Raw genomic sequence first — 11681 nt, forward strand, 5'->3', positions numbered from 1 at the left:
GTATCCGTATCCTGCACGTGCTGGACCATTCGATCCCGCTGCACAGCGGCTATACCTTCCGCACGCGCTCCATCCTGCAGGCCCAGCGCGCGCTGGGCTGGCAGACCTTCCACATCACCAGCCCGAAGCAGGGCGCCTGTGCCGCGCCGCGCGAAACCGTGGACGGCCTGGAGTTCTACCGCACCCCGGCCGCCAGCGGCCTGCTGTCCAAGCTGCCGGTGTTGAACCAGGTGGCCGTGATCGACGCGCTGGCGGCGCGCCTGCTGGAAGTGGCGAAGGAAGTGAAACCGGACGTGCTGCACGCCCATTCGCCGGCCCTGAACGCGGTGGCTGCGCTGCGCGTCGGCAAAAAGCTGGGCATCCCGGTGGTGTATGAGATCCGCGCCTTCTGGGAAGACGCAGCGGTAGACCACGGCACCAGCAAGGAGTGGGGCCTGCGCTACCGCCTGACGCGCGCCATGGAGACCTGGGCGCTGCAGCGCGTGGATGCCGCCACCACCATCTGCGAAGGCCTGCGCAGCGAGATCATCGGGCGCGGCATCCCGGCGCGCAAGATCGAAGTGATCCCGAACGCGGTCGATATCGGCGACTTCTCGGTCGGCGGCGCGCGCGACGAGGAGCTGGCCGCCACGCTGGGGCTGGAAGGCAAGACGGTGCTGGGCTTTATCGGCTCCTTCTATGCCTACGAAGGGCTGGACATCCTGCTCAACGCGCTGCCGCAGATGCTGGCGCAGCGCCCGGAGATCCGCGTGCTGCTGGTGGGCGGCGGGCCGCAGGATGCGGCGCTGCGGGCGCAGGCCAAGGCGCTCGGCATCGACGGCCAGGTGGTCTTCACCGGCCGCGTGCCGCACAGCGAAGTGCAGCGCTATTACAACCTGGTGGACGTGCTGTGCTACCCGCGCCATAAAATGCGCCTGACCGACCTGGTCACGCCATTGAAACCGCTGGAAGCCATGGCGCAGGGCCGCCTGATGGTGGCGTCCGACGTGGGCGGCCACAAGGAACTGATCGAAGACGGCCGCACCGGCGTGCTGTTCGCCGCCGGCGACGCGCAAGCCCTGTCGAAGCAGGTGCTGGCGCTGCTGGAAGCGCCGCACAAGTGGCAGGAATTCCGCCAGCTGGGGCGCCGCTTCGTCGAGCAGGAACGCAACTGGACTGCCAGCGTGGCGCGCTACCGCAGCGTCTACGGCAGCATCACGGAGAAGGCGCTGGCATGAACGCGCCGTTGCATGCCGCTGCCGCTGCGCCGCCATCCGCCGCGCCCGCATCCGCTGCGCAGGAAGTACACCGTATCGCGCTCGTAGGCCCGCTGCCGCCGCCTTCGGGCGGCATGGCCAACCAGGCTTTGCAGCTCTCCGGCCTGCTGCGCGAGGCCGGCATCGACGTCGATTTCGTGCAGACCAACGCCCCTTACCGCCCGGTCTGGGCCGGCCAGCTGCGCGGCGTGCGCGCGCTGTTCCGCATGCTGCCCTACCTGGTAGCGCTATGGCGTGCCGCCGGCCGCGTGCAGGTATTCCATGTGATGGCCAATTCCGGCTGGTCCTGGCACCTGTTCGCCGCACCCGCGATCTGGATTGCCCACCTGCGCGGCACGCCGGTAGTGGTGAACTACCGGGGCGGCGAGGCTGCCAATTTCCTCAAGCAGGCCGCCGCCTGGATGCGCCCCAGCCTGCGCCGCAGCGCCGCGCTGGCCGTGCCATCCGGCTTCCTGGCCCATGTCTTCGGCCAGCACGGCATCGCCTCGGTGATCGTGCCCAACATCATCAACCTGGAGCGCTTCAGCGCCGACGCCGCGCCGCGCGCGCCGGGCGGGCTGCGCTTGCTGGTGGCGCGCAACCTGGAAGACCTGTACGACAACGCCAGCGCCCTGCGCGCCTTCGCCCAGGTGCGCCAGTCCCACCCGGACGCGCAACTGACCGTGGCCGGTTCCGGCCCGCTGCGCAGCGAGCTGGAACAGCTGGCGCGCGATTTGGGCGTGGCCGACGCCGTGCGCTTCACCGGCCGCGTCGACACCACCGATATGCCGGCCTTGTACCGCGCTGCCGACATCATGCTGAACCCCAGCCTGATCGACAACATGCCCAACTCCGTGCTGGAAGCGCTGGCCAGCGGCACCCTGGTGGTCAGCACCAATGTCGGCGGCGTGCCGTATATTGTGGAAGACGGCGCCACCGCGCTGCTGGTGCCGCCCGCCAATCCGGCCGCCATGGCGCAGGCTGTGCTGCGCCTGGCCGCGGAACCGGCGCTGGCCGAGGCCTTGCGCAGCGCCGGCCGCGCCAGCGTCGCGCAATACGCATGGAATAGCATCAAACCGCGCCTGCTGGAAGTGTACGGCCAGGCGCTGGCAAGCAAAGGAGGGCGCCGCCCATGATTTACACCGCCCTGGTATCCGGCGTCCTGTTCCCGCTGCATGAAAAGCTCAAGAAGCACAGCAGCGTGGCGGTGCGCCGCCATATGGAGCAAACCCAATACTGGCCGCTGCCCAAGCTGCAGCAGCTGCAGCAGGAGCGCCTGCGCGCCTTGCTGCTGCACGCGCAGCAGCACGTGCCCTATTACCGCGACGCCTTCGCGCGCATCGGCTTCGACGCCGCGCGCGACTTCCAAGGCATTCCCGACCTGGTGCGCCTGCCGCTGCTGGACAAAGCCGTCATCCGCGCGAATATCGAGACCCTGAAAGCCGACAACGCGCAGAACCTGGTGCGCTACAACACCGGCGGTTCGACCGGCGCGCCGCTCACCTTCTACGTCGGCCGCCACCGCATCAGCCACGACGTGGCCGCCAAGTGGCGCGCCACGCGCTGGTGGAATGTCGATATCGGCGACCGTGAAATCGTGATCTGGGGCTCGTCGATCGAACTCAGCGCCCAGGACCGCGTGCGCATGGTGCGCGACACCCTGATGCGCACCGAACTGTTGTCGGCCTTTGCCACCACCGAAAGCGGGCTGGATGGCCACGTCGAGCGCATCCGCCAGCGCAAGCCGAAAATGCTGTTCGGCTACCCGACGGTGCTGGCGCGCATCGCCGCCCATGCCGAGGACAAGGGCATCCGCATGGACCACCTGGGCATCCGCGTCGCCTTCGTCACCTCCGAATGCCTGTACCAGCCGCAGCGCGAGCAGATCGAGCGCGTGTTCGGCTGCCCGGTGGCCAACGGCTACGGCGGGCGCGATGCCGGCTTTATCGCCCACCAGTGCCCGGCCGGCAAGCTGCACATCACCAGCGAAGACATTGTGATCGAAGTGCTGGACCCGGAAGGACGCCAGCTGCCGCCAGGCGAATCGGGCGAGATCGTGGTCACCCATCTGCAGTCGGGCGACTTTCCCTTCATCCGCTACCGCACCGGCGACGTCGGCGCACTGGATAGCGAGCCATGCAGCTGCGGCCGCACCCTGCCGGTGCTGAAGGAAATCCACGGCCGCACCACCGACTTCCTGATCAACCAGGACGGCACCCTGATCCACAGCGCCGCGCTGGCCTACATCATGCGCGACCTGCCGGAAGTGCGCGCCTTCAAAGTGATCCAGGAGACGCTGGACTGGACCCGCGTGCAGATCGTGTACGACGGCCAGTTCAACGAACGCGCGCGCCAGGGCATCGAGGCCGGCTTCCACGCCCGCATGGGCAAGGCGGTGAAGATCGATGTCGAGCTGGTGCCCGAAATCCTGCCCGAAAAGAGCGGCAAGTACCGCTATTGCGTAACCAAGCTGGAGACCCCATGGAACGCCCTGACCAAGTAAGACCGGAGGCGCCATGCGCGACATACTCGTTACGCTGATCGTTTTCGCTTCGCTGCCCTACATCTTCAAACGGCCCTTCTTCGGCGCCGTCATGTGGATCTGGATCAGCGTGATGAACCCGCACACCCAGGGCTGGGGCTTCGCGCAGAACATGCCGTTTGCCGCCATCATTGCCGGCACCACGGTGCTGTCGATGATGGCCAAGCCGAAGCAGATCAGCTTCCCCAACACCGGCCTGACCTGGCTGCTGATCGCCTTCACCGCCTGGATCGGCGTGACGACGGTGTTCGCGATCGGCCCGGAGGACCCGCTGCCTCTGCTGAACAAGGTGGTGAAAATCATGGGCATGACGATCGTCGTGTCGATGCTGGTGCGCACGCGCAAGGAGATCGAAATCCTGGTCTGGGTCGTGGTGATCTCGCTCGGCTACTACGGCGTGAAGGGCGGCCTGTTCACCGTGCGCAGCGGCGGCGCCTACCGCGTGTGGGGGCCGTCCGGCACCTTCATCGAGGGCAATAACGAGGTGGCGCTGGCGCTGATCATGGTGGTGCCGCTGATGCTCTACCTGGTGCCGCTGATCGCCAACAAATGGGGCAAGCGCGCCATGTGGGCGTCCGCCGGCCTGTGCGCGCTGGCCTCGCTGGGTTCCTACTCGCGCGGCGCGGCGCTGGCCATGGCCGCCATGTTGTCCTTCCTGTGGCTGAAAAGCCATAACAAGCTCAAACTCGGCGTGCTGCTGGTGATGATGGCGCCGCTGGCGCTGGTATTCATGCCCGAGCAGTGGCACAGCCGCATCGACACCATCAACAATTACGAGCAGGACGGATCGGCCATGGGCCGCATCAACGCCTGGATGATGGCGATTAACCTGGCGGCGGACCACCCGCTGACCGGCGGCGGCCTGCAGATCTACAACGCGGAGATCTTCTCGCGCTATGCGCCCAACCCGGAAGATATCCACGCCGCGCACAGCGTCTATTTCCAGGTACTCGGCGAGCACGGCTATGTCGGCCTGCTGCTGTACCTGGCCTTGTACTTCGTGGTCTGGCGCAACGGCACCTGGGTGATCAAGAACGCCGGCCGCCTGCCCGAACTGGAATGGGCGCCGCGCCTGGTGCGCATGCTGCAGGTCAGTATTGTCGGCTTCCTGGTCGGCGGCGCCTTCCTCAGCCTGGCCTATTTCGACGTGCCGTATTACATCATGGTGATCATGGTGGCGACCCGCCTGCTGGTGGAACGCACCCTGAGGGAACACGCCACGCAAAAAGTTCTGGCGCAGGAAAAGGAGGCCCATAGTGTGGCTTAAGCAGCAACTGGAGCGGGGCGCCTTGTCCCTGCTGTCTGGCGGCGGGCGGCGCGCCCCCACCATCCTGATCTATCACCGCATACTGCCGGAGCAGGACAAGCTGTTCCCGAGCGAAGTGCACCGCGCGCAGTTCGACCGCCAACTGGCCTGGCTCAAGACCCGTTTCAACGTGCTGCCCCTGCTCGACACGGTGCGGCTGGCGGCGGAAGGGCGGCTGCCGGCGCGCAGCGCCTGCATCACCTTCGACGATGGTTATGCCGACAACGCCGAAGTGGCGCTGCCAGTGCTGCAGAAGCACGGCCTGCACGCCAGCTTCTTCATCGCCACCGGCTTCCTCGACGGCGGCCGCATGTGGAACGATACCGTGATCGAATCGGTACGGCGCGCGCCGGTCGACGTGCTGGACGCGACCTCGCTGGGCCTGGGCCGCCATGCAGTGGGTAACTGGGAGCAGAAGCGCCAGGCGATCAGCGCGCTGATCGGCCAGCTCAAGTACCTGCCGATGGCGGAACGCCTGGAGCAGGTCGGCAAGGTGGCGCAGCTCTCGGGCGCCGTCCTGCCGCAAGACCTGATGATGACCACGGAGCAGCTGCGCAAGCTGCACACGGCCGGCATGGGCATTGGCGGCCACACCGTCAATCACCCGATCCTGGCGCGCCTGGACGGCGCCGAAGCGCGGCGCGAAATTGCGCAAGGCAAGGCGGCGCTGGAATCTGCCCTCGACGCGCCGGTGCGCGTGTTCGCCTACCCGAACGGCAAACCGGGCCAGGACTACCTGGCCGAGCATGTGGCCATGGTGCGCGAGCTGGGTTTCGAGGCTGCCGTCTCGACCTCCTGGGGCGCCAGCCGCGGCGCAACCGACTGGTTCCAGCTGCCGCGCTTTACGCCATGGGATGAAGGCATGGGCAAGTTCAGCCTGCGCATGGCGCGCAATATGCTGCAACCGGCGGCGCGCGTCTAACCGGGATCGTCGCCGTCGCCCCGGCGCAAGCGTGACAGCAGGGCGGCGGTCTGCTCGTTCAGCGGCAGGCCGTGGCGCCGCAGCAGCTGCACATGCAGCACCAGGTTTTCCAGCACCAGCTTGGCCGCCACCGCCAGCAATGTCAGGCGACGGTCCTCCTCGCTGAAGGACTCCAGGGCGTCCGCCATTTCGCACAGGTGGGTGGCCACCAGCTGGCGTAACTCCTGTTCATCAAAGGGCAGGTCGGCGAAATCGATCGGGTCTTCCTGCTCCACCTCATGCATCAACAGCTCGAGTTCCTGCGGGGTGATACCCATGCGTAGCTCCGGTCAAGCACATGAGGCCATTGTAGGCCAAAGCGCGCTAGAATGGCCCTTCCCATGGCCCAGATCATCTTCACCCAACAGTTGGCGCGCTTCCTGCCGGTTCCGACACTGGAGACGCAGGCGGCCACCTTGCGCGCCGCGCTGGACCAGGCCTTTGCCGCCAACCCGCGCCTGGGCGCCTATGTGCTGGACGAACAGGGCCGGCTGCGCGCCAATGTGGTGGTGTTCATCGACGGCCAGCGCAGCGCCCTCGAAGCGCCCGTGCGCGACGATTCCAAGATCTATGTGCTGCAAGCCTTATCCGGAGGATGACATGGCAGACCGCGCTTACCTTGCAACCCGCAAGGGCCTGTTCGAACTGGCCTACCGCAATGGCGAATGGAAGCTGGAAGAAGGCAAATCCTTCTTCGGCGATCCGGTGTCGATGGTACTGCACGACGCGCGCGACGGCGCCACCTATGCCTGCCTGAACCTGGGCCACTTCGGCGCCAAGCTGCACCGGCGCGATGCCGGCAGCGAAGACTGGACCGAAATCGCCGTGCCCACCTATCCTGCCAAGCCGGAAGGCAGCACCGATACCGTTGACTGGACGCTCAAGCAAATCTGGGTGCTGGAAGCGGGTGGCCCCGACCAGCCCGGCGTGCTGTGGGCCGGCACCTTTCCCGGCGGCCTGTTCCGCTCCAACGACCGCGGCGACAGCTGGCAACTGGTGGAGTCCTTGTGGAACGCGCCGGAACGCTTGCAATGGATGGGCGGCGGCTACGACGTGCCCGGCATCCACAGCATCTGCGTCGATCCGCGCGACAGCAATGCCGTGCTGGTGGCCGTATCGTGCGGCGGCGCCTGGCTGACGCAGGACGGTGGCGCCACCTGGCAGCTACGCGCCAGCGGCATGAAGGCACGCTATATGCCGCCCGAAATGCAGGACGCTGGTGCGATCCAGGACGCGCACCGCATCGTGCGCTGCGCTGCCGAGCCGGACGTGCTGTGGTGCCAGCACCATTGCGGCATCTGGCGCTCGCGCGACAACGCCCTATCGTGGGAAGAGGTGACCGCCCCGCTATCAAGCTTCGGCTTCGCCGTGGCCGTACACCCGCGCGACGGCAACACCGCCTGGTTCGCGCCTGCCGTGGCCGACCAGCAGCGCGTGCCGGTCGACGCCGCGCTGGCCGTCAACCGCAGCAGCGATGGCGGCGCCAGTTTCACCACCTTGCGCAGCGGCTTGCCGCAGGAGCACTGCTATGACCTGGTGTACCGCCACGGCCTGGCGGTGGCCGACGACGGCAAAACCCTGCTGATGGCCTCCACCACCGGCGGCGCCTGGCTCTCCACCAACGGCGGCGAGCACTGGCAAACCATTTCCACCACTTTGCCGCCGGTGTATGCGGTGCGCTTTAACGCAAATTAAGTGGCGTGATTGGAGCACTAAAGAATGGACACCGGTAAATTTCCGCAGACAATAGCAACCGTTCAAATTTTGACCACGACCGTTAAGCAATACGAAAAATCAAGGTAATCACGATGGTGACGCGTAGAGCAATATGTGCATTTCTGTTGTCATGCTTGTCGCCGGTGGGGTTGGCTGACTCCTGCCGAAAATCCTACAAGGACTCGTGTCTGCTACTCCAGAAGTTAGGTGAAATTGAAGAGGGAACCTTGCCCGAGCTTCCACATAAGCGCCCCAACTACGACGATCCAGAACCGTTAGGCGTCACTTTCTTCCGCACGCGCCTTGAAAACAGGAAGCTCGCAAACCTGACGCTCCCAAGAACATTTTTTGGTCGCTCAGAAGTCCGAAAAGTGTCTTTTGAAAATACAGACCTTTCTGAGTCAACTCTTTGTTGGAATGACTTTACGGGGGTCAATTTTAGTAAAGCCACGCTAGCGAATGCTGACTTACGTGCAACGACATTTGTCAAAGTGCGCTTTAATCAAGCAGACCTCAGGGGGGCTGATTTACGGCGCTCGTCCTTTGAAGCTTGCAGCTTCGTTGGTGCCGATTTTTCAGGTGCGATAGCGAATCGAGAACAGCAGGCCGATTTGACTTTATCTAAAAGGCAGTTCGCACAGGTTTCTTGGACAGATAACGATGGCGATGAACCTGGTGGTGGCTAACAATTGCGTTGCATCGCATCGCATCGCATTGCGTTGCGCTCCGTTCCGGTTGTGACCAAGAGCCGACCTACGCGAGCATTTGAGGAAGAAGAATGACGGAAGAAGAGTGTGTGAGGATTGCTGAAAATTATTTGTCGTCCCATACCATTGAGCATACGCGGCCTGGCCGAATTCAGAGAAAAGAAAATGCACGATGGGAAGCAGTTTTTCTCATTCCAGAGGCACGCGACCCTTCTTTAGCCGTTGTTGATCCTCCAGACGTGCGGGTATGGGTAACGCTTCGGAATGGCGAAGTCGAATGGATTCACCAAATGTAAGTCGCAGCAATGTGGCCGGTTCAATCGGCCAGAAGCAAACTGAATAATGAATCACGAAATCACACTTAACATTCGATACGACATTCCCGAAGGCGAATGGAAGCTAATTTCAGAAGTCTATCGGAGCATGGATGGTTGGCTGGGAGCTGACGACCTGCCACGATGGTTTGGCAATGAAGACGATGCGAAATATATCTGGGCGTCTGTAGAACCTGGCGGGGTCCAGTTCGGTGGCAAGATGGAGGCTGCGTTGTGGACTTCATGGCTTACGGTGCTCTGCGCCAAACTATCGCTTGCCCTTGGTCGAGAAATCCACGACGCAGAAATTTAGTTGGCTGCGTACGGCCATAACCCGACGTTCGGGTAATTACGAAAAGAGCTTTGATTTACCTACAGCCGCAAAATGAGCAACATAACTAAGCCTTTCAGCCGAGCTACCAGTCGCAGAATAGGGATCGTTCACTCGTGCCTTGGGGGTGTGCTGCTTTTCTGCGCCGCATACTTTACATACTCCAGTTCAGACCTCGCGTTGCGCGGGTCACGAGCGAATGGAATATTGCTTAGTAAGAATCCTGCAATCGTAAGCTTTCGTACTCCCTCAGGTGCGAATATATCTTTCGTGCAGAACATGGGTGGGCAAAGCCTTTCCGAAAAGGTCGGGCATGTAATTGAAGTTGTGTATCACCCCGAGGATCCTGAAGATGCCGTCGTGAGTGAGCTCTTATGGAGCTGGCCGGTTCTGCTGTGGGTCCTTTCCGCCTTTTTCGGAGTTTCTGGTTTCCTGATACTGACTCAGAGAATGGTCGTTGGGCCGTTGAAAAAGAGTTTCCTCAACGCTGGATGAGCGCGCGAAGTAGCGTAACCGGCCAGAAGCTGCCCACCGAAACATCGGAAATTCGAGGAACAACTAGTGTTGAACGACCTTGAAAAAAAGAAGATTGAAAACGCGGTCGGAGCCTTCGTCGCAAAGCGTCGTCCGCCCGCCCACATTCGAAAAGAAGTTGACCTTGATTTCAGGATTGCAGGGCAGAGCATAGAAATTTTTGAGATTCGCCCCGTTTGGCAAGGGATTGGAGAAACGCATGAAATCCCTATCGCGAAAGCGACGTTTGTCAGAACGCGCGGCGTTTGGCAATTGTATTGGCAGCGCAGAGACCTGAAGTGGCACAGTTATGAGCCGTTGCCGGCGGTGCCATCAATTGAAGATGTCATTGCCGAGATTGACGCTGATCCGTGGGCCTGCTTCTGGGGATAAATCAGCACCACATCAGTGTGCGCTGACCCGGCCGAGTTCGGCCAATACCTGCCGTTCGTTCAAAGCGCGCATGGCAGATGTACGGAATGGGGAGTATTTTTTCGGGGCCCCGTCTATTTCCGTCTAAATCGCGACAGTCAAGTCTAATCGGGGCTAGGAAAGCGGGGGGATCCGGTTTCGTGGACCGAAATCGCCCCGGCAAGGAAATTATTAGCCCGATCTAGACGCTGCGCCGCTTGCCATTAGACCGCGTTAGACTTCTCGATCAGGGCTTTAGACTGGCTAGACTGCGCTCGCTATCGCGCATTCTGTAGTTACAAGCTCGTATCCAAAAGTCGTTCCCCGGAAAGCGCAACCAAAGGAAACGCCACGCGTTACGTCCTTTGGCATGGCGGTTCGCAAACCGCGAAGGTGTCAGATGTGCGCCATCATCGGAAACGATCTTATCGCCTATCACTTTGGCAAATTCGGTGGTGCCGCAATAGCTGGTGCGAAGGGCTGTACCTTCGGGGAGGAAAACATTCTTCCATTGGAACCCGCGCATTGCATGGCCTCGCTCGCGCAGCGCCATCCGTTCCATTTCCATTGCTAGCCAACGATTCACGAGATCGGTAACAAAGGCGTCCAGCTTGACGCCAGGCCTCGCATCCATCAGGTACAAATCGAGTTTCAAATAGTCAGTCACGGGCAGGTAGACTGCTTGCTTCGCATCGTAATCCATGATTCAGCCCCCTCGAAAATGGTCTAAAACTTGGATCGCGGAACGGAAAAATGGTTCACTTTAGATTTTGGCCCTGATATTTTGGATTGAACTAGACCGAGCCTGAGAATTCATGGATATGTTTAGACACCGGCCGCTAATTTTTATTCCGGGTTAGACCAAAACGGCGCGGAATAGACCGAATTGGACAGGGGGTGTTTTCAAGATACCAGGCGGGTATATTCACGACGGGGGAGTTCGATAACATACGCGAGGGTCCGAATTGGGGCGGAAGCGGCCAGTCACCTGGCAGATCCCATCAGGCGGCGCAACACCAACTCTGGCTATACGCCGTAATACGCAAGGAACATCTCGACCGTGGTAGTGAGGACCGCCTCCTGCTCCACCGGCGTCAGAGGCGCCTTGCCCATGGCCACTTGCGGCCACAGCGCGAAACTCTTGAGCTGTCCTTGCAGCACGTGCGACATGAAGGCCGGGTCGCCCGCCTTCAGCACCTTGTCCTCCTGCGCCGCGCGCAGGAACGTCGCGACACCTTCTTCCTTCTTGCCCAGCTTGGCCAGCATATCGCCGGCGCGCTGCGGTGAGTGGATGGCTTCGGCGATGGCGACGCGCACCAGGTCGAGGAAGTAGTCGTCGCGCAGCATTGCCATTTTCTGGCGCATCAATTCCATCAGCTGCGGCTTGAGCGGCTGTCCCTGGCGGTAGCTGATGGCGTTCAGCACCGCGCTGCATTCCCAGAGTTCCTGCAGGATGTGCTCGAACAAGTCGTCCTTGCTCGGGAAGTGGTTATACACCGTGCGCTTGGAGACGCCGGCGGCGGCGGCGATGCGGTCCATGCTGGTGGCGTCGAAGCCACGTGCGCGGAACTCGGCGATAGCGGCCGTGGTGATGGCGGCGCGTTTGCGGTCGGTGAGTTTGTCGGGAAGGTTCATGACTAATATT

14 protein-coding genes are annotated in these 11681 nt (G+C 62.2%); 11 read left to right on the forward strand and 3 right to left on the reverse strand.

The window, feature by feature from the left end:
* Nucleotides 1-2 precede the first annotated feature (2 nt).
* The 5 genes from GTP41_RS24315 to GTP41_RS24335 are packed head-to-tail and all read left to right on the forward strand — an operon-like array spanning nt 3 to nt 6005.
* Entirely contained in the window at nt 3-1217 is a 1215-nt protein-coding gene (locus GTP41_RS24315) for a TIGR04063 family PEP-CTERM/XrtA system glycosyltransferase (protein WP_161028206.1), read from the forward strand.
* On the forward strand, nt 1214-2371 hold the full coding sequence (locus GTP41_RS24320) for a glycosyltransferase family 4 protein (RefSeq protein WP_161028176.1): 1158 nt from the start codon (nt 1214-1216) through the stop codon (nt 2369-2371). The genes GTP41_RS24315 and GTP41_RS24320 overlap by 4 nt, the downstream gene beginning before the upstream one ends.
* Nucleotides 2368-3738, forward strand: coding sequence for a phenylacetate--CoA ligase family protein (locus tag GTP41_RS24325; protein WP_161028177.1), 1371 nt, complete (start codon nt 2368-2370; stop codon nt 3736-3738). Before GTP41_RS24320 ends, GTP41_RS24325 begins: the two co-directional genes overlap by 4 nt.
* A gap of 13 nt (nt 3739-3751) precedes the next feature.
* A complete protein-coding gene (locus GTP41_RS24330) occupies nt 3752-5044 on the forward strand; it encodes a putative O-glycosylation ligase, exosortase A system-associated (protein ID WP_161028178.1) in 1293 nt (430 codons plus the stop codon).
* A complete protein-coding gene (locus GTP41_RS24335) occupies nt 5034-6005 on the forward strand; it encodes a polysaccharide deacetylase family protein (protein WP_371867393.1) in 972 nt (323 codons plus the stop codon). Before GTP41_RS24330 ends, GTP41_RS24335 begins: the two co-directional genes overlap by 11 nt.
* Here the strand turns inward: GTP41_RS24335 and GTP41_RS24340 are convergent.
* On the reverse strand, nt 6002-6322 hold the full coding sequence (locus GTP41_RS24340) for a hypothetical protein (protein WP_161028179.1): 321 nt from the start codon (nt 6320-6322) through the stop codon (nt 6002-6004). The genes GTP41_RS24335 and GTP41_RS24340 overlap by 4 nt on opposite strands.
* Before the next feature lie 51 nt (nt 6323-6373).
* Between GTP41_RS24340 and GTP41_RS24345 the strand changes: the two genes are divergently transcribed.
* From GTP41_RS24345 to GTP41_RS24370, 6 genes are all read left to right on the forward strand, one after another.
* On the forward strand, nt 6374-6643 hold the full coding sequence (locus GTP41_RS24345; RefSeq protein ID WP_308700883.1) for a ubiquitin family protein: 270 nt from the start codon (nt 6374-6376) through the stop codon (nt 6641-6643).
* A 1-nt stretch (nt 6644) separates the two neighbouring features.
* Entirely contained in the window at nt 6645-7739 is a 1095-nt protein-coding gene (locus tag GTP41_RS24350; protein WP_161028180.1) for a WD40/YVTN/BNR-like repeat-containing protein, read from the forward strand.
* Nucleotides 7740-7987: 248 nt separating this feature from the next.
* Nucleotides 7988-8446 carry a pentapeptide repeat-containing protein gene (locus GTP41_RS24355; protein ID WP_202419868.1) on the forward strand — a complete coding sequence of 153 codons (459 nt, stop codon included), beginning with the start codon at nt 7988-7990 and terminating at the stop codon, nt 8444-8446.
* A 92-nt stretch (nt 8447-8538) separates the two neighbouring features.
* The gene (locus GTP41_RS24360; RefSeq protein WP_161028182.1) at nt 8539-8763 is read left to right on the forward strand and encodes a hypothetical protein; all 225 of its coding nucleotides are present in this window, start codon (nt 8539-8541) and stop codon (nt 8761-8763) included.
* A 46-nt stretch (nt 8764-8809) separates the two neighbouring features.
* Nucleotides 8810-9094, forward strand: coding sequence for a hypothetical protein (locus GTP41_RS24365; protein WP_161028183.1), 285 nt, complete (start codon nt 8810-8812; stop codon nt 9092-9094).
* Between the two features lie 582 nt (nt 9095-9676).
* Entirely contained in the window at nt 9677-10018 is a 342-nt protein-coding gene (locus tag GTP41_RS24370) for a DUF3024 domain-containing protein (RefSeq protein ID WP_202419869.1), read from the forward strand.
* A 265-nt stretch (nt 10019-10283) separates the two neighbouring features.
* Here GTP41_RS24370 and GTP41_RS24375 read toward each other — a convergent pair whose 3' ends face one another.
* Together GTP41_RS24375 and GTP41_RS24380 are read right to left on the reverse strand one after the other, a co-directional pair.
* The gene (locus tag GTP41_RS24375) at nt 10284-10739 is read right to left on the reverse strand and encodes a hypothetical protein (protein ID WP_161028185.1); all 456 of its coding nucleotides are present in this window, start codon (nt 10737-10739) and stop codon (nt 10284-10286) included.
* Nucleotides 10740-11062: 323 nt separating this feature from the next.
* Nucleotides 11063-11671 (reverse strand): TetR/AcrR family transcriptional regulator, encoded by a 609-nt coding sequence (locus tag GTP41_RS24380; RefSeq protein ID WP_161028186.1) that lies wholly within the window; start codon nt 11669-11671, stop codon nt 11063-11065.
* Nucleotides 11672-11681 lie beyond the last annotated feature (10 nt).

The sequence above is a fragment of the Pseudoduganella guangdongensis genome (genome assembly GCF_009857475.1).
In the GTDB taxonomy this organism is placed as follows: Bacteria; Pseudomonadota; Gammaproteobacteria; order Burkholderiales; family Burkholderiaceae_D; genus Rugamonas; species Rugamonas guangdongensis.